The sequence below is a fragment of the Propionivibrio sp. genome (genome assembly GCF_049316945.1).
Lineage (GTDB): Bacteria > Pseudomonadota > Gammaproteobacteria > Burkholderiales > Rhodocyclaceae > Propionivibrio.
In genome coordinates this window covers 20,297-43,788 of record NZ_JBMOJE010000032.1, presented here as the reverse complement: position 1 = coordinate 43,788, position 23,492 = coordinate 20,297, and the positions used below count along the sequence as shown (strand labels likewise).

Here is a 23,492-nt window from a genome sequence, read left to right as displayed (position 1 = left end):
TCTCCCAGAGGGCGAGGGGAGGTTCGAGAGTCGCTGGCGCGACTTTCACGTTAAAGGTTTAATGAATGCTCGATATTACTGCCGACCAACGACGCGCCTTGCGTGCCCGTGCCCACGCCCTGAATCCCGTTGTCGCGATCAGCCAGAACGGGCTTTCCGAAGCTGTTCTGCAAGAGATCAGCAGCAGCCTGGAAAGCCATGAACTGATCAAAATCCGCGTCTTCAACGACGATCGGGAAGTGCGCGAACAGTATCTGACTACCATCTGCGAACAACTCGGCGCGGCAGCCGTACAACACATCGGGAAACTGCTCGTTGTCTGGCGTCCGTCACCTGAAGCACTGGCACCGAAATCGCGTCGCGGCCACACTGAACCTCGGCGCAGCAAACGCAGCTTTCAAGGTGGTACACGCAACTAAGTAAAACAACAACATCTCTGGAAGCCCCGCCAATAGGCGTTCTACAAGTTGCATGCCAGGACAGCCAATAAATACGCCACTCTTCAAACACATGGATCGTAGATCGCCTATCCACGCGGGTTATAGCCATGTCAACTTTTTCAACGGCAGATTGGCGTCTGGATATACAGGCTGCAGTAACGGGCATGGCTTTGATAGGCACCCCAAGTAATGAAAGCCCTGCCCGTTCCCCTCTCCCCCGACCCCTCTCCCAGAGGGCGAGGGGAGATTCGAGAGTCGCTGGCGCGACTGCCATGTTAAGCCTACTTCAAGCCGCGGCCAGCACCCACAACAGCCAGCACACCGAGCAAACTCTGCGCCAGATAGAGGATGCTCGATATGCCGTGCCAGGTGGCGAAGCGATCACGCAGGACGCTCTCCATCACCTCACGCGGCAAAGCCTCGGTCTTGAGTTGTGCCAGCAAAGGCTGGATACCGAACTGGCTGACCACCGTTAGCGCCAGCATCGCCAGAACCAGCCAGAAGATGCCGCGTTTCAAGGCGCTGCTGCCAAAGCGAAACAACATGAAAAGCAGCAGATAGGCCGCGCAAGCCAGACCAACCCAGCCGATCAGGGAGAACAGTTTGCCGGCAAGCATGCCGGCCATTTGACGATCGGCCAATGTGGCAAAAAGCGTCGGTGCGACGAGATAGCCAATCGCCCACAAGCCGCCGACCCACAGCGTCAGTGTCACCAAGTAAAGCGCCTCGGAAAAACGTCTCACGCCGGAATCCTTTGAAAACCTGCGAAAAAATCAAAAATCCACCGCAAAGGCGCTAAGGGGCAAAGAAAACGCAGAGGAACCCCATTGTTTGTAAAGCTTTTCTTTGCGAAACCTTTGCGACTTTGCGCCTTTGCGGTGGGGGCTAGGTATTTTTTCACAGACTCTGAAACAACGTTTTACTCGTAGCGAACATCAAGCACCTCGTATTCACGCAGCCCGCCCGGCGCTTGAACCTGGGCAATATCGCCGGAAAATTTTCCGATCAGGGCGCGGGCAATCGGCGAATTGATCGAAATTTTCCCACCCTTGATATTGGCTTCGTCCTCGCCAACGATCTGATAGGTGACCTGCGTTCCCGAGTCCTGATCCTCAAGATCGACAGTCGCTCCGAAAACACAGCGGCCATCGGCATCAAGCAGCATGGGATCGATGATCTGGGCGTGCGACAGCTTGCCCTCGACTTCCTGGATACGGCCTTCGACGAAACCCTGACGCTCCTTGGCCGCATCGTATTCGGCATTCTCCGAAAGATCGCCGTGCGAGCGTGCCTCGGCGATGGCCGCGATCACGCTTGGCCGTTCAACCGTTTTCAGTTGATGCAGTTCGGCGCGGAGTTTTTCGGCGCCGTTAACGGTCAGAGGTACTTTGCTCATGATCTTTACTCACTTGATTCGCTACCAAAGCAAAACCGCCGGATGCCTGAATAACTGGCGTGACCGGCGGTTAATCGGTCGTTTAAATAAGTTCTGCGTGCAGATCCTGGATCGAGTAGACCACCAACTCACCGCCGTTCTTGATGCCAACAGCCGCCGCTTCAGCGCCCCATATGGTGGTGTACATGGTCACGCGCGCCGCCAGACCGGAAGTCCGGATGGAGCGCGAGTCGTTGATCGCCTTGCGTTTCTCGTCCACCGTATTGATGATCAGGGAAATTTCCTTGTTCTTGATCATGTCGACAACATGCGGACGCCCTTCGGTGACTTTATTCACCACCGCCACGGGAATACCGGCCGCCGCAATCGTCGATGCCGTGCCACGCGTGGCCAGGATGCTGAATCCAGCCGCATGCAAGTCGCGGGCGATATCGACTACCTTGACCTTGTCTGATTCCTTGACGCTGATGAAGACTTTGCCGGAGTCAGGAAGTTTCACACTGGCCCCCATCTGGCTCTTGACGAAGGCTTCCTCGAAAGTTCTGCCGACGCCCATCACCTCGCCCGTTGACTTCATCTCGGGGCCGAGGATGGTATCGATACCGGGGAACTTGTTGAACGGAAACACCGCTTCCTTGACCGAAAAATAGGGTGGAATGATTTCTTTGGTCACGCCCTGGCTAGCAAGCGATTGCCCGGCCATGCAACGTGCGGCGATCTTTGCCAATTGCAGCCCGGTCGCCTTGGAAACGAACGGTACCGTGCGCGAGGCACGCGGATTGACTTCGAGCACAAAGACCACATCGTTCTGGATGGCAAACTGCACGTTCATCAGCCCGCAGACATTGAGCCCTTTGGCCATCAACTTGGTCTGCCGGCGCAGTTCATCCTGCACTTCTGCCGACAGCGAATAGGGCGGAAGCGAGCAAGCCGAGTCGCCTGAATGCACGCCGGCCTGTTCGATATGTTCCATGACACCGCCGATGATCACTTCATCGCCATCGGAAAGTGCATCGACGTCGACTTCAACGGCATCGTTGAGGAAGCGATCAAGCAGCACCGGCGAATCGTTCGAAACCTTCACCGCCTCGCGCATGTAGCGCTCGAGGTCACGTGCCTCATGGACGATTTCCATGGCACGGCCGCCCAGTACATACGAAGGGCGGACAACCAGCGGGTAACCGATTTCTTCCGCCAGGCGCAAGGCATCGGGTTCGGTACGCGCCGTGCGGTTGGGCGGTTGCTTGAGGCCAAGTTCCTGGAGAAGTTTCTGGAAGCGTTCACGATCTTCAGCGGCGTCGATCATGTCCGGACTGGTACCGATGATAGGCACACCGTTCGCCTCAAGGTCACGCGCCAGCTTGAGTGGCGTCTGACCGCCGAACTGCACGATGACCCCCACCGGCTTTTCAATGGCGACGATTTCGAGCACGTCTTCGAGCGTCAGCGGCTCGAAGTAGAGGCGATCCGAGGTGTCGTAGTCGGTCGACACGGTCTCCGGATTGCAGTTGACCATGATCGTTTCATAACCATCTTCGCGCAGGGCAAGTGCCGCATGGACACAGCAGTAATCGAACTCGATCCCTTGCCCGATGCGGTTCGGACCGCCACCGAGGACCATGATCTTTTTCTTGTCGCTCGGATTTGATTCGCACTCTTCCTCATAGGTCGAGTACATGTAGGCGGTGCTGGTCGAGAACTCTGCAGCACAGGTATCGACACGCTTGTAGACGGGACGGATACCCATGGCGTGCCGGCGATTCCGCACATCGGTTTCGCTCATCTTCATCAGCTTGGCCAGACGGCGGTCGGAAAAGCCCTTGCGCTTGAGTTCACGCAGGGTCACGGCGTCAATCTCGTCGAACGACATGTCGTCGAGCTTCATCTCGATCCGGACAATATCCTCGATCTGGGCCAGGAACCATGGATCGATATGCGTCAGGGCATGGACTTCATCGAGCGTAAAACCGTTCTCGAAAGCATCGCCGACGTACCAGATGCGCTCAGGCCCGGGCTCGCCGAGTTCGCGCTCCAGTTCCTCGCGGTCGGTAGTCCGCTGATTCATGCCATCGACGCCTACCTCGAGGCCGCGCAGCGCCTTCTGGAAAGACTCCTGGAAGGTGCGCCCGATGGCCATCACTTCACCAACCGACTTCATCTGCGTGGTCAAGCGTGAATCGGCGGTCGGAAACTTCTCAAAGGCAAAGCGCGGCACCTTGGTCACCACGTAGTCAATCGACGGCTCGAAAGAAACCGGCGTCTTGCCGCCAGTGATATCGTTGGCCAATTCGTCCAGCGTATAGCCCACGGCCAGTTTGGCCGCCACCTTGGCGATCGGGAAGCCGGTGGCCTTCGAAGCCAGCGCCGACGAACGCGAAACGCGCGGATTCATTTCGATCACCAGCATGCGGCCGTCTTCCGGGCAGATCGAGAACTGCACGTTGGAACCACCGGTATCCACCCCGATCTCGCGCAAAACCGCGATCGAGGCATTGCGCATGATCTGGTATTCCTTGTCGGTCAGCGTCTGCGCCGGCGCCACGGTAATCGAATCGCCGGTATGCACGCCCATCGGGTCGAGGTTCTCGATCGAGCAGACGATGATGCAGTTGTCCGCCTTGTCGCGAACAACCTCCATCTCGAACTCTTTCCAGCCGATCAGTGACTCTTCGATCAATAACTCGTGCGTTGGGCTGGCTTCCAGCCCGCGCTTGCAGATCTCGACGAATTCTTCCTGGTTGTAGGCAATGCCGCCACCCGAACCACCCATCGTGAACGACGGCCGGATGATCGCCGGAAAACCGATCATGGCCTGAACCTGCTGAGCTTCCTCCATCGAGTGTGCCGCCGCCGAACGCGCCGAACCAAGACCGATCCGGGTCATCGCCTGCTTGAATTTCTCGCGATCCTCGGCCATGTCGATGGCCTCTTTAGTGGCCCCGATCATTTCGACGTTAAACTTCTCAAGGACGCCGTGCTTGGCCAAGTCGAGTGCGCAGTTGAGCGCCGTCTGGCCGCCCATGGTCGGCAACAGAGCGTCGGGACGCTCCTTTTCGATGATCTTCTCGACCACCTTCCAGGTGATCGGCTCGATGTAGGTCACATCGGCCATCTCCGGATCGGTCATGATCGTCGCCGGATTGGAATTGACCAGGATGACCTTGTAGCCCTCCTCGCGCAACGCCTTGCAGGCTTGTGCGCCGGAGTAATCGAATTCGCAAGCCTGACCGATGACGATCGGTCCGGCGCCAATGATGAGGATGCTCTTTATATCTGTACGCTTAGGCATGAGTCACTTTCCTGCAGCCTTCTGGTCTTGCATCAGCTTGATGAAACGGTCGAACAGGTAAGCCACGTCGTGCGGGCCGGGGCTCGCTTCAGGGTGCCCCTGGAACGAAAACGCCGGCACGTCGGTGCGCGCAACGCCCTGCAATGATCCGTCGAACAGAGAAACGTGCGTCGGCCGCAGATTGGCCGGCAAGGAGTCGGCATCAACGGCGAAGCCATGATTCTGGCTGGTGATCAGCACCTGTCCGGTATCGAGATCCTTGACCGGATGGTTGGCTCCATGGTGGCCAAACTTCATCTTGACCGTCTTGGCACCCGAGGCCAGCGCCAGCAACTGGTGGCCGAGGCAAATGCCATAGGTCGGAACCCCCTGCGCCAGCAACTCACGGATGGCCGTGATCGCGTAGTCACACGGCTCGGGATCGCCCGGCCCGTTCGACAGGAAAACGCCGTCCGGCTTGTACTCAAGCACCTTGGCAGCCGGGGTTTGTGCCGGCACGACAGTCACCTTGCACCCACGTGCAGCAAGCATGCGCAGGATGTTGCGCTTGACACCAAAGTCGTAAGCCACGACGTGAAATCTGGCTGCGGTCGCCGGCTGATAGCCCTTCAGCGTCCAATCGCCCTCGCTCCACTCGTAAGGTGAATCGACGCTCACCACCTTGGCCAGGTCCATACCTGCCAGACCGGGGAAAGCACGGGCCTGGGCAATAGCCGCATGTTCATCAACCTCAACAGCCATGATGCAACCGGCCTGGGCACCTTTCTCGCGCAGGATACGGGTCAACTTGCGCGTATCGATACCGGCAATGGCCACCATCCCATGCTTTTTCAGATAGTCGGGCAAGGTGTCCTGCAGGCGCCAGTTTTCGGCGCGAATCGGCAGGTCACGGATGACCAGACCGGCCGCGAAATTGGCGCGCGACTCGAAGTCCTCGTCATTACAACCAGTATTGCCGATATGCGGGTAGGTCAACGTGACAATCTGACGGCAGTAGGAAGGATCGGTAAGGATTTCCTGATAGCCGGACATCGCCGTATTGAACACTACCTCGCCGCTGGTAGTGCCTGGGGAACCGATGGCGTAGCCTCGAAAAACAGTGCCGTCGGCAAGAGCGAGAATCGCGGGCGGAAGAGAGGGTAACAACGACACAAAAGACTCCTGATTCTAAGCTTACATACACAAAAGCGGGACGGCGCGCAGCCCTCCCGCTTGAATACTTGAAAACCTTCGGATTGTACCGGAGAGCCCTCTTTTCGGCAATTCTCCTGCTTGCTTCAAGGATCTGTTTTTAAGTGCGCTTCCCGTTGCCATGCGGCTTCAGAGCGGAACATCACCACGGACGAAACGTTCCATTTCGGGCTTCAGCCGGGTCATTTCGCGCGCCAGATCATCGGCCAGCTGAACGCAACGCCCCCAGTCGATACCCTCAACCGTCTTGGCCGCATGCTCAAGATCAAGCGCAATACGTCGCGCAATTTCTGCGTGGAAAATGGCCAGCAGGCTCTTTAAAGTGTGCGCATCCATAAAAAGTTGCGCCGCGTTCTTGTCGCGCAAGTCGGATTGAATCCGCGACAAATGCTGATCCCATTCATTGACCAGCATTCCGGCCATGGTCTGCAACAGATCGCGATCACCCAGATCATTCATTGCCGCATCGAGATCGAGCGAGGTTTCAGTCAGCGCTCGAGCAGGCTCCGACTGCACCGAGTCCTTGCCACTCTCGTGGCCAAGGCCACGATCAATCGCCGCATAAAGATCTTTCGGATTGATCGGCTTCGACACATAGTCATTCATCCCGGCCTGCAGGCAACGATCACGATCCCCATCCATCGCGTTGGCAGTCATGGCGATGATATAAACCTGTTTGAATTCATCCGAGACAACCCAACTGCGCCTCATTTCACGGGAACGGATCGACTCGGTGGCTTCGATACCGTCCATGACAGGCATCTGCATGTCCATGAAGATGAGATCGAAGTGACTTTTTTCGAAGCAATCGACCGCCTCAGCGCCATTATTGGCCAGCGTGACACGGTAACCACGTTTCTTCAGCAACCGTTCCGCAAGCTCCTGATTTACCGGATTATCCTCAACCAGAAGCACCTCGAGCCCGGATGATTCATCGCGCGCCGCTCGATCAGCGAAATCGAACGGGTCCAGCAAGGCATCATGCTCACCCTTTCGACCCGAAACAAGCTTCAATGCTTCGACCAAATCTTCGGGGGCAATCGGCTTGACGAGATGGGCATCAACGCCAAGTTCGCGCAGATGTTTCAGATTCTGACGCTGCTCCTCGGTATTGAGCAGCATGATCAGCTTCTCGGAATGATCGCTGCCCTGCCATGACTCGGCCAGTGCCATGCCTCCAGGAGATGGCACCTGCGCATCGACCAGCAAAAAATCATAGGGGAAACCAAGTGCGCGTGACTTCTCGATTGCCTGAAGCGCTTCTTGTGCCTCGGAAAAATGCGTAGTCTGCACTCCGGCTTGCGCAAGAAATGCCAATAACTGCTTGGCAACCGCCGGATTGTTTTCAAGCAACAGCGCCCGCTGATTGCTGAACTGTTGCCCCTGTGACACATCAACGCTGACGGCATCGACGCCGAACCGACCCGTAAAGTAAAAGCACGAGCCTTCGCCTTCAACACTCTCGAGCCAGACCCGTCCGCCCATCATCTGTACCAGGTGGGTGCAAATGGTCAAACCCAGCCCTGTTCCGCCATAACGCCGCGTCGTCGAATCGTCGGCCTGTGAAAAAGCCTCGAAAATCGCACCCTGCCGTGAAACCGGAATGCCAATGCCGGTATCCCGGACGGCAAAGCGGAGAACTGCAGATGAAGAGACAAGTTCCTCAACCGTAACAGTGACTGAAATATCCCCGCGTTCTGTAAACTTGATCGCGTTACCGACCAGGTTGGAGATAACCTGACGAACCCGCGTCGGATCACCGACGATACGGCGAGGAACGTCTGGCGCCAGCGCGACGATGACTTCCAGCCCCTTTTTATGCGCCGTCACCGACTGAGTTCGAACCGCCTCAAAAACCAGACTGGACAGCGAAAACGGAATCTCCTCGAAGCGCAGCTTACCGGCCTCGATCTTTGAAAAATCAAGAATGTCGTTCACGATGGCCAGCAGCGACTCGGCGGAGGACTTGACCGTTCTCAGATAATGCCGCTGCTCGGCATCAAGCTGGGTATCCAGTGCCAGTTCGGTCATGCCGATAATCCCGTTCATCGGCGTACGAATTTCGTGGCTCATATTGGCCATGAAATAGCTACGCGCCCGATTGGCTGCCTCGGCCGCCTCCTTGGCCGACAGGGCTTCCGCAGCCGTCTGTCTGAAGTCGGTAATATCACGTTGCAGCAACAACAGGCGCAAGGGTTCACCGCCGGCATCGCGGGCAACGACCAAGCCTTTCAGGAACAGCCACTTCCAGTTTCCGGCCTTGGTCTTCAGGCGGCATTCAGTCTGAAAAAAACGGGTCTTCCCCTGCACATGGGCGGCAATCGCTTTGTTGAAGGCAAGCAGATCATCCGGCTGTACCAGATGGCGCCAGCCGACAATAGTGTCAACCAGGTCACTGTCGGCAAAGCCAAGCAGTGCTTTCCACTGTTTGCCGGAATCGATTCGACCGCTTTTCAGGTTCCAGTCCGAGAAGGCATCACCCGAAAGTTCGGACTTGACCTGATGTACGCCGACCAGTTGGTCAATCAGGCCATCAGCAACATCCAGCAGTTTAGCCACGCCCTGCGCCAGAGCTGGATGCTCCCTATCCGCCCCAACCAGCAACTGCTTTAATACCGGCTCACCGTCTCCGCCAAAAATCTCACGAAGTTTGCCTGCTAGAAGTTGGGATTTCATTCCTGGCGTCCAAGCCATCCGTTTGGCTGATTGAGCTCAGCGCAAACCCAGGACATCTTGCATATCGAACAACCCGCACGTCTTGCCGGCAAGAAAGCGCGCTGCACGCAGACTGCCGAGTGCGTAAGGCATGCGGCTACCCGCCTTGTGGCTGATCTCGACGCGTTCGCCGGTACCGCAATACATGACGGTATGGTCGCCAACGATGTCACCGCCGCGCACGGTAGCGAAACCGATGGTCGATGGATCGCGCTCGCCAGTGACGCCCTCGCGACCATAAACAGCGCATTCCTTCAGATCACGCCCGAGTGACTTGGCGACCACCTCGCCCATGCGTAGCGCGGTTCCGGACGGGGCATCGATCTTGTGCTTGTGATGCGCTTCGACAATCTCGATATCGTAGCCTTCGGCCAGGATTCGCGAAGCCGTTTCGAGCAACTTGAAAACAACATTCACGCCGACGCTCATGTTCGGCGCAAAAACCACCGGAATCTCGCGCGCGGCATCAGCAATCGCCTGCTTGCCTGCCTCGTCAAAACCGGTTGTTCCGATCACGATAGCGACCTTGTGGCGACGGCAGATGGCCAGATGTTCAAGCGTGCCTTCAGGGCGGGTAAAGTCAATCAGACAATCGGCCTGGGCGATCCCTGCCTCGATATCGATCGTTACCGGAACACCGCAGGGCATCCCAACCAGTTCGCCGGCGTCCTTGCCTATCGCCGGCACGCCCGGCTGGTCAATGGCCGAGACCAGCCTGGCCTCGCCATCCTTCAGGGTCGATTCGATTAACATCCGGCCCATGCGCCCATTGGCACCAACGATCGCAATCTTCATTCCGCTCATTTCAGAAACCCACGCTTTCCATCATTTTCCCGAAGATACCCTTCTCTTCCAGTGGTGGCGCAACACTATCCGCCCCGATCGAGCCCAGGTCGATTTCGCGCGTCCGGCTCTCCTGCACCGCAGAAGCATCCCCCGCCTGAGCCGCCATCACATCGCCAGTAACCCGTGCCAGCTTGTCACTGGCATCAAAGAAGGTTGAGAACTTCCGCATCTCGACGTCGCCGTTCCCCTTCTGCAGCCGATAAACGTAATCCCAGCGATTGGCATGGAACATATCCATCAGCACCGGCGTGCCGAGTATAAAACGCACCTGATCCTTGGTCAGACCGGGTCTGAGTTGGGAAACCATTTCCTGGGTCAGAACATTGCCCTGCTGTACGTCAATCTTGTATTCATTGACGATGCGCGGAACCGAGGAGCAACCGGAAATAACGGCCACCAGGAGAGCCATTCTGGCAAGTCGGGAAAGTGTCATGCTTGGAAAGTTTCTTGGTAAATAATCGGAAATGCGCTTCGACATGTTGTCAGAGTTCTTGAAGCTGTGTGTGCGGTATCATAACCGAAAAGAACTCCTCCTTTACTCCACCGATCAAGCCAAGCCATGAGCAAATCCACCGACCTCAAGCGAATGGGGCTCAAAGCCACTATCCCCGCCTGAAGATTCTGCAGCTTTTCGAATCATGCAAGGCGGAATGCCCGCATCGGGGCAAATCCAACGCATCAGGCGTAGATGTCCAGACTCGCCCCAACCTGGGCGTTTCTGCCATTGCCTTGCTCGACACCGCGATATAAGCGGGTGCTGCTGCCCTGCTCAGCACTTGCCGCAGTTTCCCGCTGCTGTACGGCCAGCTCTATCCGCGCATTGCTTTCCATGCTGCTGGCCTTGGCTGCGACGCTCTGATCCTGAGCCGAAGGATCAGCGGGCGCCATTGCCGCAGCGCGGATATGCTGCGCCTTGGGAATGGTTTCCTCAGGTGTTCGACCAGACGAGGTGTCGATCGAGACTTCGCCGCCAACCGCATAGCGTTGATTATCCGGCCCGGTCTGATAACTGAAGGTTGCGCCGCCACGCACCAGATCAGAACCGACCGCAAGATGCGCCTGCTCGTGCGCCCGAACCATGCGATCTGTCTGTTTGAGCTGCTGAACCTGCTGCTGCTGTTCAGGCGTTAACTGATTGACCGACGAAATAGAGTTAGAGTCAGAGTTGCTCGTTGAATCGCCCGAACGTGAAACCGGACTCATCGACTTGGATGCCTGCCCGCCGTTAGGCGCAGATTTCTCGAAACCGTAACCGGCTTGCGTCGATATGCCTGCTGTGCTCTGAATCATCTTGGAAATGGCCTTGAAGCCAACGGGCTAGAATAAAGCATAGACGATAAGCCAGTGATTTTCCAGCACTATCCGCCAGGACTGACTCAGGAAATGCTCAGCATTTCTCTCGCGTGCTGTCGGGTAATGGCGGTAATTTCGACACCACCGAGCATGCGGGCAAGTTCTTCAACCCGTGCATCGTTATCGAGTGTTACGACACGGCTGCGAATCTGTCCGCCCTCGGCACTCTTGATCACCTGCCACTGCCAGTTGGCGCGGGCGGCCACCTGGGGCAGATGCGTCACGCAGAGAACTTGCCGTTCGGCACCCAATTCATGCAGCAAGCGGCCAACGACCTCGGCCACCCCGCCGCCAATCCCGACATCGACCTCGTCGAAAATCAGCGTCGGAACACTTGCGGCCTGACTCGTTACCACCTGAATCGCCAGACTGATGCGTGACAGTTCGCCGCCCGAAGCGACCTTCGCCAGCGAGCGTGATTCGCTCCCCGACAAGCCGGCAATGCGGAACTCGACCTGCTCCAGGCCATAAACAGAGCCAGCTTCGACCGGCACCAGCGCGACCTCGAAACGCCCGCCACCGAGCGCCAGTTGCTGCATGACCCGACTGACCTCGACGCCCAGTGCCTCGGCGGCCTTGGCACGGCTCTTTGACAGCAGTTTGGCCAGATCCTCGTACTGTTTGCGCGCTGCCGCGACACGTTTTTCAAGTCCGGCGATATCTGCAGCCTCACCGAGAACAGTCAATCGCCCCTGCCAACGTGCCAGGAGAGCCGGCAAGTCATCCGGACTTGAGCGGAATTTGCGCACACAACCAAGCACCGCCTCGATCCGGCGCTCGACTTCAAGCAAACGTTGCGGGTCAAGATCAACCCGATCCGCATAACGGCGCAGTGCTGAAACCGCTTCGGCGAGTTCCGCCTGTGCCGACTGCAGCAAGGCGGCAACCTCGGACAGTGCCGGGTCGTACTCGGCCAGTCCTTCGAGCCGGCTGGCAACGCTATCAACCTGCATCTCACAGGCGTTGTCGCCTTCGGCCAGAAGTGCCAGCGAAAACCGCGCCCCTTCGACCAGACTGGCGGCGTGCGCCAGCCGCTTGTGCTCGACATTCAGGGTTGCCCATTCGTCCAGCGAGAATCCGAGCGCTTCAAGTTCCCGTACCTGCCACTCTAGCTGCTCGCGTTCCTGCGCCAGCGCCTCCGCACCATCCGCTGCCGAATCAAGCAGCACCCTGGCTTCGCGCCACAGGCGCCAAGCGGCAGAAACCTCTTCCAGCAACGGATTGAGCCGGGCATGCGAATCAAGCAATGCGCGCTGCGCCTCCCCGCGCAGCAGGGACTGATGCGCATGCTGCCCGTGAATATCAACCAGTGACTCGGCCACTTCCCGCAATTGCTGAACGGTCACCGGCGAACCGTTGAGATAAGCACGGGAACGGCCATTGCCATCGACGACACGGCGCAGCAACAAGCCCTCGTCGGCATCGAGGTCATGTTCGCGCAACCAGTCAGCGGCAACTGTTGAGTCCTGCAGATCAAAATCGGCGCTGACTTCAGCCCGTTCGCTACCCGCACGGATCAGGCCGGCGTCGGCGCGTTCGCCGAGGGCGAAGGCCAGCGCATCAACCAGAATCGATTTGCCGGCCCCGGTCTCGCCAGTCAATGTTCCAAAGCCCGCCTTGAACTCAAGTTCCAGACGATCGACCAGCACGAAATCTCGAATTGTCAAACGACGCAGCATGGGGTAGCAGTGACTTTCTGAATGGCCTAATAGTCAGTCATGGTAAATCTATGGATAACCCCGTCATTCCGGGCTTGACCCGGAATCCAGTGATGCACCTCTGGATTCCGGGTCAAGCCCGGAATGACGAATATTTTTTTCAGCACGTTTCAGCATGACTGACTACTAGTGAGCTATCGGTTTCTCGCTCCAGTGCAACTTCTGGCGCAGCATGGCGAAATAGCTGTAACCGGGAGGATGCAGGAGACTGATTGAAAATTCCGAACGGCGGATGCGGACAGAATCTTCGGCCCGCAGATCAACAGTCACCTGACCGTCAAAGTGCACCCGCGAATCGGTGGCCTGGACGATACGGATTTCAATTTCATTGCGGTCGCTGACGAGGATCGGCCGATTGGTCAGCGAATGGGGGCAAAGCGGCACCAGTGCAATTCCTGAAACTTGAGGATGCATGATCGGGCCATTGGCCGACAGTGAATAGGCCGTCGAACCGGTGGGTGTCGATGCGATCAGTCCATCCGAGCGCAGGCTGTAGATAAACTCGCTATCGATGAACAGTTCGAACTCGATGAGGCGGCCGATAGAGCCCTTGTCGACCACCACATCATTGAGCGCCAGGTTGGAAGCGATGTTTTGTCCGTCACGCCATACCTCGGCAACGAGCAGCATGCGGTCTTCCGGAGTGAACAAGCCGTTGAGCAGAGCGTCCAGGCAGGTCAGCATGTCACAACGCGCTATATCCGTCATGAAGCCGAGGTGGCCCTGATTCACGCCGACCAGCGGCACGCGATGGCGCGCCAGTTGCCGTGCGGCATTGAGCATGGTTCCGTCGCCACCGAGCACGATGGCCAGATCAGCCTTCTCGCCAATCGACGCAAAATCGCCAATGGTCACAAAATCGCAATTCGCCCAACTTCGCTGGCCAACCGGCGCGGCAGAATTGCTCGCCGTCACTTCCTCGACGATAACCGTAATTCCACGGTCGTGAAGATTCATCGCCAGAAGACTCAGCGACTCGGCGATATCACGACTGTGGTACTTTCCGATCAGCGCGATGGTTCGGGGCGAAACCCGGCCAGCGCCGGATGAGGAAACGGGGTCATCATTCATGAAGCGGATTAAACCACAATTTCAATCGCTTTCACTGTGCCTTGCCAGCAACTTTAGTGCAGAGTGCCTACTTCGTGAATAGCCCCAGGCTGACTTCCTGCGAGGCGCATGGATAGGCGATCTGCAAGACATGTGCCTGAAGAATGGCGTATTCAATGGCTGTTATGACTGCAGTCCTGTAGAACGCCAACTGGTGCGGGTTGTAGCGATGTGTTCCGTTCTTGTTTACGCCCAGAACTTCAGCACGAAATTCAAGACGGTTTCCTGATGTTCCACATTCAATCCCAACTTTTTTCAGAATCTTTTGTAAAATCAACTCCATGCTTGACGAACGCTCCAGAACCCTGCTCAAAACACTGATCGAACGCTACATTGCGAACGGTCAGCCGGTTGGTTCGCGGGCGCTATCGAAGTACTCCGGGCTCGACCTGTCAGCGGCCACCGTACGCAACGTCATGGCCGACCTTGAAGATCTTGGTTTTATTGCCAGCCCGCACACTTCGGCCGGACGCGTACCGACGCCGCGCGGCTATCGCTTCTTCGTCGACAGCCTGCTCACCATGCAACCGCTGGATACGGAAAAAATCCACGCCATCGAAGGGCAACTTCATCCCTCACAACCACAACAACTGATCAGCAGCGCATCACACCTGCTCTCCGGACTGACCCATTTTGCCGGCATCGTGCTGACACCTCGGCGCAAGACACCCAGAATCCGGCAGATGGAATTCGTCAGCCTGTCGGAAAAACGCATCCTGCTGATCCTCGTCACTAGCGATGGTGACGTGCAAAACCGCATCCTGTTCACCGAGCGCCCCTATTCACCATCGGAACTCGTTGTCGCCACCAACTACCTGAATCAATACTTTGCCGGCAACGATTTCGAGCATATCCGCCGCCGCGTCAAGGAAGACCTGCTGAAACTGCGCGGCGACCTGCAGGGCCTGATGGCTGCCGCCCTGGCGGCCGGTGATGAAGCCATGAACAAAGCCGATGAACAGTACATCATCTCCGGCGAACGGAACCTGCTCGAAGTGGAAGAGCTTTCGTCCAACATGAAGCAGTTGCGCGAACTGTTCGACCTTTTCGAGCAACGCACCGCCCTCGTGCAACTGCTCGACATTTCACACCGCGCCGACGGCATCCAGATTTTCATTGGCGGCGAGTCAGGACTGGCGCCGCTCGCCGAATGCAGCGTCGTCACCGCGCCCTATGATGTCGATGGCCAGATCGTCGGCTCGGTAGGCGTCATCGGACCAACGCGAATGGCCTACGAGCGCGTCATCCCGATTGTCGACATCACCGCCAAACTGCTCTCCTCCGCCCTCACCTACCAGACCAACTCCTGATGCCACGCTTATGACCAGTTTCTTCCTGCCCGAACCAGCCTACCGACACGGTACGGCGGAAAAAACCGCCGTTTTGCTGATCAATCTGGGCACACCCGAAGCACCAACCGCTCCTGCAGTGCGTCGCTATCTCAAGGAATTTCTCTCCGACCCGCGGGTAGTAGAAATTCCGCGTGCCATCTGGTGGCTGATTCTCAACGGCGTCATCCTCAACGTCCGCCCCAAAAAATCGGCTGAAAAATACGCTGCCGTGTGGACGCCCGAAGGTTCGCCGCTGAAAGTGCACACTGAACGGCAGGCCAAACTGCTGCGCGGCTTTCTCGGCGAAGCCGGACATCGTGTCGTTGTCGATTACGCAATGCGCTACGGCCAGCCGTCGATTCCCTCGACCCTCTCCCGTCTCAAGGCCGAGGGCTGTACACGCATCCTGCTGCTACCGCTCTACCCGCAATATTCGTCAAGCACGACGGCGACCGCGTTTGACGCCGCCTTTGCCTGGGCAGGTTCGATCCGTAATCAGCCCGAGCTGCGGACGATACGAAGTTTTGCCGGCCACCCAGCCTTCATCGAGGCACTGGCCAGCAGCGTTCGCGATCACTGGATGGTGAATGGACGCCCGTCTTCTTCCTACCGGCTGATCATGAGCTTTCACGGGGTTCCGCGCTACACGCTCGTCAAGGGCGACCCCTACCACTGCGAGTGCCATAAAACGGGGCGCTTGCTGGCCGAAGCCTTGAATCTTGGTGCAGACGAGTATCAGATATGCTTTCAGTCACGCTTCGGCCGCGCCGAATGGCTGCAGCCCTATACCGCACCAACGCTGGCGGCACTCGGCAAGCAAGGTGTGGCGCGCGTCGACATCATCTGCCCCGGTTTTCCTGCCGACTGCCTTGAAACCCTCGAAGAAATCGCCATCGAAGGCAAGGCCGGGTTCATTCAGGCCGGAGGCAAGGACTACCGTTACATTCCCTGCCTGAACGAACGCGAAGACTGGATTCGCGCCTTGGCCGGACTGGTTGTCACCCACCTGCAAGGCTGGCCGACCCAAAGCGCGCCCGATGCCGCCGCGCTCGAAATCAGCGCGCTGCGGGCGAAGGCGCTTGGCGCTGCCGCTTGAGGCAGATTAAAAACTTTTCACGAACACCGCTCAAGTGATCACCTTTCACAGCCGTTAACCCTCCACAGAGAGTTATCGGAAATTGAAGGGGATCACCATGAAAATCGCCAGCGCCGCACTCCAACTGGAATCCAGCCACCTCAAGACGCAACATCATGAAGTCCGTGAATCGCTGCGCGCCTGGATCGGTGATCGCCGCCCGGATTTCGAAGGCAACCAGCGCGGACGCTTGTCATCACCTGAACCCGTACAGATATCAGACGCCGGCAAAGCCGCACAGTCGAGCGAAGCCAGCGCCATTCAGAGCAGCATCGACGCCGCCGAGAACGACCCGATGCTGCGCCTGATCCGTGCCATGATTGCCATGCTGACCGGCAAGGAAGTCAAGGTTTTCGACGCCAGCGAACTGCAAGTCGATACCCCGGCCGCCGCAGTACAGGATCCAAATCAGTCAAGTCAGTCGCCTCAGGCCCAGGCGCCACAAGCTGCCGGCTACGGCCTTGAATACGATCGCCATGAATCCTACACAGAAACCGAGCAGACCAGCTTCGACGCGACGGGCGTTGTTCACACGGAGGACGGCAGGGAAATCAGTTTCACTGTTTCATTGTCGATGGCGCGCAGTTACCACGAAGAGTCCGATGTCAGCATCCGCCAGGGCGATGCCCGCAAGACACAAGACCCGCTGGTTCTGAACTTCAGTGGCACAACGGCCCAATTGACCAGCCAGCGCTTCAAGTTTGACCTCAATAGCGATGGCAAGGCCGAAGACATCAACTTTGTGACTGGCGGCAGCGGATTTCTTGCCTTCGACCGAAACGGCGACGGCAAGATCAACAATGGATCGGAGCTTTTCGGAGCGAAAAGTGGTGACGGGTTTGCCGAACTTTCCGCACTTGACGCCGACCACAATGGCTGGATCGACGAAAACGACGCCGCTTACGAGCAGTTGCGCGTGTGGACCAAGAACAGTGCCGGAGTTGATCAACTTTCCACACTCAAACAGGCGAATGTCGGAGCACTGAGCCTCGCCCGCGTGGCAACGCCTTTCGACATCAAGGACGCCAGCAATGGGCTTTTGGGACAGATCAAATCGACGGGAATTTTCCTGCAGGAAAGCGGCAAAACTGGCACAATGAGTCAGGTTGATCTGACAGTCTGAGGCTGGCTCGAAACTGGTTTCCGGATCAGCAACGCCGTACTTTGCTGCAGGGAGCTAAGATGAATAATCTGAAAATATGGGTCCGGCTGACGGCTGCGATATGGTTTGTGCTGGTTATCGTGTGGACCGGGATGATCCTCTGGCAGACCAGTGTCAGCAGGGAAACTTCGATCCACCAGGCTGGCGATTTCGCGAAAAGCGTCCACGAAATGACCATGGCCGGACTCACCGGCATGATGATTACCGGCAGCATCGGGCAACGTGAAGTTTTCCTCGACCAGATCAAACAACTCAGCGTCATCAAGGACCTGCACGTCGCCCGTAGCGAGGCCGTAATCAAATTCTTTGGCCCCGACATCAAGTCGACACGCACACTCGACGCACTCGAGCAGCGGGTGATGAAAGAGGCCAAACCCTACGCCGAGGTTGACACTGACGGCGGCATTCCGATTCTCCGGGTCATAAACCCCACGCTGGCCTTAAAGAACTATCTCGGAAAAGATTGCATCATGTGTCATCAGGTTCCGGAAGGTACCGTGCTCGGAATTGTGAGCATGAAGGTTTCGCTGGAATCCGTCGAACGGGTGGTTGCCAGTTTTCGTCTGAAAATCGCCCTCGCGGCGGCGGCTGTCAGTTTTCTCCTGCTCTTCGTCATCTATAAGTTCACACGTCACTTCGTCACCAGCCCGCTGAATGAATTGAGCAGCAGTCTCAAGGAAATCGCCCGTGGCGAAGGGGATCTGACCCGCCGGCTTAACGTTCGCGGTAACGACGAAATCGGTCAGACGGCGAATAGCTTCAATGAAATGATGGAAAACTTCTGTCGCATCATTCAGCAGGTCAGGGATTCTGCGATCAAGGTTTCATCTCAATCCCAGGAATTGTCAGCCTCTGCCCAGCGTGTTGCTTCCGGCTCTCAGATGCAGAGCGAAAGATCGGTTCAGGCGGCGTCCGCCGTTGAAAACATGGAAAGCAGTATCAGCTCGATTTCAAAAAGCACTGAACTCGTTCATCAGCAGTCCCAGGAAAGCCTGAAACGTGCCGAAGAAGGTAATCGTGTACTTTTACAACTCGGCCGGGAAATGGACAACGTCGAGCAGGCGGTCAACCTGATGTCCACGTCAGCCGCCGAGTTCGTGAGGAATGCCGAGACGATCAATACCATTACCCAGGAGGTCAAGGGCATTGCCGACCAGACCAATCTGCTTGCCCTCAACGCAGCCATTGAAGCGGCGCGCGCTGGCGAAGCGGGCAGAGGATTTGCGGTGGTTGCCGACGAAGTTCGTAAACTGGCAGAACAGTCGGCTCATTCAGCCAACAAGATCGGCACCATCACCAGCGTCCTTGCCGCCCAATCAATCAGCGTCAAGCACGCCATCAGCGAAGGGCTCCAGAACATTGCCTCCAGCCATCAGACGGTAAGTAGCGTGTCCGATGTACTGCATTCGGTCAACGGGTCGGTTGGCGAGGTCGGGCGCGGTCTGGACGCAATCGCCTCAGCCACCGATGAACAGCGGCGCGTGAGTCACGAGGTTGTCGAAAACATCGAGGCCATTTCCAGAATGGCCAAACAGAACAACATCGCGGTTGCACAAACAGCCGTCTCGGTGCAGGCGCTTGACGCTCTGGCGCAGGAACTGCAAACCACGGTAAGTCGATTCAAGGTCTAAAACTCCGGAACAAATGGTACCGTCAATCAGGGCGGTGCCAGTTCCAGATCACAGCCGGCACTGCGGCCATGTACCGCTGACTGGCCAAGTTTGGCCAGTGCCTTGTTGGCTCCGCGCAGACGCGCAAGCACCTTGGAAATAAGCGTTTGGTTGAATCTTTCCAGAACCTCATCCGAACTGAGATCGAGTGCTGCGCTGTTGATTTCAAGAAACAGGGTCGGTTCCAGCGTAACGATCGTTGATGAGCGCTTGCTATCGCTCGGATGGAGATAGGACATCTCTCCCACCACCTCGCCAGCACCGAGACGGCAGATGGACTTGCCCTCAACCGAAACCTCGACAAAGCCGTTGACGATCACCCCGAAGATTCTGTTGTTGTCGCCTTCACGGATCAACACGACCTTGGCAGACACCTCGCGCCAGACACTGATCCGCAGGACTTCCCACAATTCAATATCTTCAAATTCAGTAAAAAATTCGAGACTGCGTAATCTTTCGAAATGCGACATGTCCTGCTGGGTAGAATCCTCGTCCATCATCTGATACCGGACAGTCGACAGATCCTTGGCGAACTCGGCGCCATTGCGATAACGACTATAAAGATCCTTCTCCAGCGCCTTCTTGAGAATAGGATCAAGGCCGGGCGGCAGGTTCGGATTGAGTGCGCACACCGAGGGCGTGTCCATGTTGACGATCTTGTAAATAAGAGCCCCTTGATTATTGGCGCGAAACGGCAATCTCCCGGTAAGCAACTGGAATAGCAGGACGCCAAGCGAATAAAGGTCCGTCTTCTGGTTAAGCGGATAGTTCTTGATCTGCTCGGGCGACATGTAGGCCGGCGAACCAACCCCCATGACCAAGGTTGAATCCTTGTTCATGTCCTTGTGCAGATTCAGCGCCAGCCCGAAGTCGGTAATCTTCGGATTATCGTCCGCGTCGATCAGGATATTGGCCGGCTTGATGTCGCGATGAACGACGCCCTGCCGGAATGCGTGATCGAGCGCCAGGCAGCACTTGAAGATGATGCCGATGACGCGATGCATGGGCAACAAGCGGTTGATCGCACAAAACTGGTCAAGCGGCGTGCCGTCGATGAACTCCATGACGATGTAGGCTCGCTCAGCTTCAATCACGGCATCGTAGAGTTTGACGATATTGGGATGATTCAGACGCCGCCCGATCGAGTCTTCCGTCTGGAAAAGCTTGCGCAGCCGTCGCGACATGGCCGCATTGTTATCGCCGAAAAGAATCAGTTTGACCGCTACCTCACGATTTGAATCCGGATCGCGCGCCAGATAGACGACCGCAGTCGCGCCCTTGCCCAGGATGCGAATGATTTCGTACTTGCCAATTTTCTCTGCCATGCCAACGTTTCTTGTTATGGGGTGAAGTGCCAAATCAATGCCCGGTTTAACTCGCGCCGGCCATGAGTTCAAATCCTAGCAGCAGAACCGTGTGGCGCATCAGTATTTATCAGACAACACCAAATAAATCGGGGAACAGCGCTTGAAATCGAAAAATACGCCCCAAATTTACTAAAAGTTTTCCGGGAGACCACCAACTATGCAAATGCAAGACAAAGAAACACCAGTTGAAGCCAGCATCGACAGCACGGAAGAAAGCCCTGTGCAGACCTTGGATATTACGCCCAGCCTCGAAGAAATGCTTCGCCAGGCCGAACTCAAGGCCGAAGAGCACCATGATGCCTGGTTGCGCGCCAAGGCCGAAACCGAAAACGTTCGCCGCCGTGCCCAGGAAGACATTGCCAAGGCGTCCAAATACTCTGTTGAACGCTTTGCCGGTGAGCTACTTGCCGTCAAGGACAGCCTTGAGGCAGCCTTGGCGACCGAGGCACCGAGCGTGGAAAGCCTGAAATCCGGCACCGAACTGACGCTCAAACAATTGGTTGCCGCTTTCGAGAAATCGAATCTGAGCGAAATCAACCCGCTTGGCGAAAAATTCGACCCGCACTTTCATCAAGCAATCAGCATGATCGAGGCTGAACAGGAACCCAACACGGTCGTCAACGTCTTGCAAAAGGGCTACCTGATCGCCGAACGCGTGCTACGCCCTGCACTCGTCATCGTGGCCAAAGCCAAGGCTTGAAAAGAAACCGATAAGCCCCATTTAGGGCTCATCCAGAAACATTCGGGTATTCACGAATCACATTAGCAAACTGAAAAGGACACTGACATGGGCAAGATCATTGGTATCGACCTCGGCACCACCAACTCCTGCGTTTCCGTCATGGAAAACGGCAAGCCGAAAGTTATTGAAAATTCCGAAGGCGCGCGCACCACGCCGTCGATCGTTGCGTACGCCGAAGATGGCGAAATTCTCTGTGGCGCACCGGCCAAGCGCCAGGCCGTCACCAACGCCAAAAATACGCTGTACGCCGTCAAGCGCCTGATCGGCCGCCGTTTTGACGAGAAGGAAGTACAGAAGGACATCTCGCTGATGCCCTTCAAGATTCTCAAGGCCGACAACGGCGACGCGTGGGTCGAAGTGCGCGGCAGCAAGATCGCGCCGCAGCAGGTTTCTGCCGAAGTGTTGCGCAAGATGAAAAGGACCGCCGAGGATTACCTTGGTGAAGAAGTGACCGAAGCCGTCATCACCGTTCCCGCCTACTTCAACGACAGCCAGCGCCAGGCGACCAAGGATGCAGGTCGTATTGCCGGGCTGGAAGTCAAGCGCATCATCAACGAACCGACTGCGGCGGCACTGGCCTTCGGCATGGACAAGAAACAGGGCGACAAGAAAATCGCTGTTTATGACCTCGGCGGCGGTACCTTTGATATCTCGATCATTGAAATCGCCGAAATCGACGGCGAGCACCAGTTTGAAGTGCTCTCCACCAACGGCGACACCTTCCTCGGCGGCGAAGATTTTGACCAGCGCCTGATCGACTACGTCATCGACGAGTTCAAGAAGGAATCCGGCGTCAACCTCAAGTCCGACGTTCTGGCGCTCCAGCGCCTCAAGGATGCCGCTGAAAAAGCCAAGGTCGAACTTTCGTCCGGCCAGCAGACTGAAATCAACCTGCCCTACATCACGGCTGACGCCTCCGGCCCGAAGCACTTGGCAATCAAGATTACGCGCGCCAAATTCGAGTCGCTGGTCGATGAACTGATCGAGCGAACCATCGAACCCTGCCGTATCGCCATGAAGGATGCCGGCTGCAAGCTCACCGACATCAACGACGTGATCCTGGTCGGTGGTCAAAGCCGCATGCCCAAGGTACAAGATCGGGTCAAGGAATTCTTCGGCCAGGAACCGCGCCGCGACGTTAACCCGGATGAGGCCGTCGCCGTTGGCGCCGCCATCCAGGGCGGTGTTCTGCAAGGCGAAGTCAAGGACGTGCTGCTGCTCGACGTTACCCCGCTGTCGCTTGGTATCGAAACGCTGGGTGGCGTCATGACCAAGCTGATCAAGAAGAACACGACGATCCCGACCAAGGCCGGCCAGGTCTTTTCGACTGCGGACGACAACCAGAATGCGGTGACCATCCACGTTCTTCAGGGCGAGCGCGAAATCGCTTCGGGCAACAAGAGCCTGGGCCAGTTCAACCTCTCCGACATCCCGCCGGCACCGCGCGGCATGCCGCAAATCGAAGTCACCTTTGACATCGACGCCAACGGCATCCTGCACGTTTCGGCCAAGGACAAGGCCACCGGCAAGGAAAACAAGATCAAGATCCAGGCTTCCTCCGGCCTTACCGAGGAAGAGGTCCAGCGCATGGTGCAGGACGCCGAGTTGCACGCCGAGGAAGACAAGAAAGCGCACGAACTGGCCGAGGCCCGCAACCAGTGCGACGGCATGATCCACATGGTCAAGAAGTCGATGACCGAGTACGGCAAGGAACTCTCGGACGAAGAGAAGGGCGTAATTGAAAAGGCCATCAAGGAGGCCGAGGAAGCCATTCGCGAAAGCGATCTTGAGGCAATCAAGGCGAAGAGCGAAGCTCTGGGTACCGCGGCGCAAAAACTGGGCGAAAAGGTCTATGCCAAGCAGCAGGCCGAAGCCGGTGCGGCTGAAGGTGCCGCAGGTGCCGCTGGCGCAGGCGCATCCGGGGATGCCAAGAAGGATGAAGGCGATGTCGTCGACGCTGAATACACCGAAGTCAAAGACAAGAAGTAAGCATCTGCCGTAACGGGCGGGGCGTATAATCGCGCCTC

At 57.1% G+C, this 23,492-nt stretch carries 19 protein-coding genes; 7 read left to right on the top strand and 12 right to left on the bottom strand.

The genetic code is table 11. The features are described 5' to 3' along the window. Window positions 1-65: 65 nt before the first annotated feature. Window positions 66-419 carry a YhbY family RNA-binding protein gene (locus ACOYNV_RS09645; RefSeq protein ID WP_422899549.1) on the top strand — a complete coding sequence of 118 codons (354 nt, stop codon included), beginning with the start codon at window positions 66-68 and terminating at the stop codon, window positions 417-419. Between the two features lie 302 nt (window positions 420-721). Here the strand turns inward: ACOYNV_RS09645 and ACOYNV_RS09640 are convergent, their stop codons facing one another. From ACOYNV_RS09640 to ACOYNV_RS09590, 11 genes are all read right to left on the bottom strand, one after another. Further along, a complete protein-coding gene (locus tag ACOYNV_RS09640; RefSeq protein ID WP_422899548.1) occupies window positions 722-1,183 on the bottom strand; it encodes a DUF4149 domain-containing protein in 462 nt (153 codons plus the stop codon). A 176-nt stretch (window positions 1,184-1,359) separates the two neighbouring features. Next, window positions 1,360-1,836 carry a transcription elongation factor GreA gene (gene greA / locus ACOYNV_RS09635; RefSeq protein ID WP_422899547.1) on the bottom strand — a complete coding sequence of 159 codons (477 nt, stop codon included), beginning with the start codon at window positions 1,834-1,836 and terminating at the stop codon, window positions 1,360-1,362. 82 nt (window positions 1,837-1,918) lie between these two features. Then, complete coding sequence (gene carB / locus ACOYNV_RS09630; protein WP_422899546.1) at window positions 1,919-5,125, bottom strand: carbamoyl-phosphate synthase large subunit; 3,207 nt, start codon at window positions 5,123-5,125, stop codon at window positions 1,919-1,921. Window positions 5,126-5,128: 3 nt separating this feature from the next. Continuing rightward, window positions 5,129-6,277 carry a glutamine-hydrolyzing carbamoyl-phosphate synthase small subunit gene (carA, locus tag ACOYNV_RS09625; protein ID WP_422899545.1) on the bottom strand — a complete coding sequence of 383 codons (1,149 nt, stop codon included), beginning with the start codon at window positions 6,275-6,277 and terminating at the stop codon, window positions 5,129-5,131. A 168-nt stretch (window positions 6,278-6,445) separates the two neighbouring features. Next, window positions 6,446-8,992: a response regulator gene (locus ACOYNV_RS09620; protein WP_422899544.1), complete on the bottom strand. Its 2,547-nt coding sequence runs from the start codon at window positions 8,990-8,992 to the stop codon at window positions 6,446-6,448. A gap of 36 nt (window positions 8,993-9,028) precedes the next feature. After that, complete coding sequence (gene dapB / locus ACOYNV_RS09615) at window positions 9,029-9,835, bottom strand: 4-hydroxy-tetrahydrodipicolinate reductase (RefSeq protein ID WP_422899543.1); 807 nt, start codon at window positions 9,833-9,835, stop codon at window positions 9,029-9,031. 1 nt (window position 9,836) lies between these two features. Further along, complete coding sequence (locus ACOYNV_RS09610; protein ID WP_422899542.1) at window positions 9,837-10,310, bottom strand: outer membrane protein assembly factor BamE; 474 nt, start codon at window positions 10,308-10,310, stop codon at window positions 9,837-9,839. 245 nt (window positions 10,311-10,555) lie between these two features. Further along, complete coding sequence (locus ACOYNV_RS09605; RefSeq protein ID WP_422899541.1) at window positions 10,556-11,167, bottom strand: putative metalloprotease CJM1_0395 family protein; 612 nt, start codon at window positions 11,165-11,167, stop codon at window positions 10,556-10,558. A gap of 86 nt (window positions 11,168-11,253) precedes the next feature. Continuing rightward, window positions 11,254-12,909, bottom strand: a complete 1,656-nt coding sequence (gene recN, locus ACOYNV_RS09600; RefSeq protein WP_422899540.1) for a DNA repair protein RecN — start codon at window positions 12,907-12,909, stop codon at window positions 11,254-11,256. Window positions 12,910-13,074: 165 nt separating this feature from the next. Further along, window positions 13,075-14,019 (bottom strand): NAD(+)/NADH kinase, encoded by a 945-nt coding sequence (locus ACOYNV_RS09595; protein ID WP_422899539.1) that lies wholly within the window; start codon window positions 14,017-14,019, stop codon window positions 13,075-13,077. A gap of 67 nt (window positions 14,020-14,086) precedes the next feature. Continuing rightward, entirely contained in the window at window positions 14,087-14,341 is a 255-nt protein-coding gene (locus ACOYNV_RS09590) for a hypothetical protein (protein WP_422899538.1), read from the bottom strand. Between ACOYNV_RS09590 and hrcA the strand changes: the two genes are divergently transcribed. The 4 genes from hrcA to ACOYNV_RS09570 all read left to right on the top strand — a co-directional run bounded on the left by hrcA (window position 14,340) and on the right by ACOYNV_RS09570 (window position 19,317). Then, window positions 14,340-15,368 carry a heat-inducible transcriptional repressor HrcA gene (gene hrcA, locus ACOYNV_RS09585; protein WP_422899537.1) on the top strand — a complete coding sequence of 343 codons (1,029 nt, stop codon included), beginning with the start codon at window positions 14,340-14,342 and terminating at the stop codon, window positions 15,366-15,368. The genes ACOYNV_RS09590 and hrcA overlap by 2 nt on opposite strands. 10 nt (window positions 15,369-15,378) lie before the next feature. Further along, the gene (gene hemH / locus ACOYNV_RS09580; RefSeq protein WP_422899536.1) at window positions 15,379-16,485 is read left to right on the top strand and encodes a ferrochelatase; all 1,107 of its coding nucleotides are present in this window, start codon (window positions 15,379-15,381) and stop codon (window positions 16,483-16,485) included. Between the two features lie 97 nt (window positions 16,486-16,582). Next, window positions 16,583-17,647 carry a VCBS repeat-containing protein gene (locus ACOYNV_RS09575; RefSeq protein WP_422899535.1) on the top strand — a complete coding sequence of 355 codons (1,065 nt, stop codon included), beginning with the start codon at window positions 16,583-16,585 and terminating at the stop codon, window positions 17,645-17,647. Between the two features lie 59 nt (window positions 17,648-17,706). Then, window positions 17,707-19,317 carry a methyl-accepting chemotaxis protein gene (locus ACOYNV_RS09570; RefSeq protein ID WP_422899534.1) on the top strand — a complete coding sequence of 537 codons (1,611 nt, stop codon included), beginning with the start codon at window positions 17,707-17,709 and terminating at the stop codon, window positions 19,315-19,317. 26 nt (window positions 19,318-19,343) lie between these two features. Here ACOYNV_RS09570 and ACOYNV_RS09565 read toward each other — a convergent pair whose 3' ends face one another. Continuing rightward, window positions 19,344-20,681, bottom strand: a complete 1,338-nt coding sequence (locus tag ACOYNV_RS09565; RefSeq protein WP_422899533.1) for a protein kinase domain-containing protein — start codon at window positions 20,679-20,681, stop codon at window positions 19,344-19,346. Window positions 20,682-20,886: 205 nt separating this feature from the next. Here ACOYNV_RS09565 and grpE point away from each other — a divergent pair, with 205 nt between their 5' ends. Then, complete coding sequence (grpE, locus tag ACOYNV_RS09560; RefSeq protein ID WP_422899552.1) at window positions 20,887-21,423, top strand: nucleotide exchange factor GrpE; 537 nt, start codon at window positions 20,887-20,889, stop codon at window positions 21,421-21,423. A gap of 87 nt (window positions 21,424-21,510) precedes the next feature. Continuing rightward, window positions 21,511-23,454, top strand: a complete 1,944-nt coding sequence (gene dnaK / locus ACOYNV_RS09555) for a molecular chaperone DnaK (RefSeq protein ID WP_422899532.1) — start codon at window positions 21,511-21,513, stop codon at window positions 23,452-23,454. The last annotated feature ends 38 nt before the right edge of the window (window positions 23,455-23,492 follow it).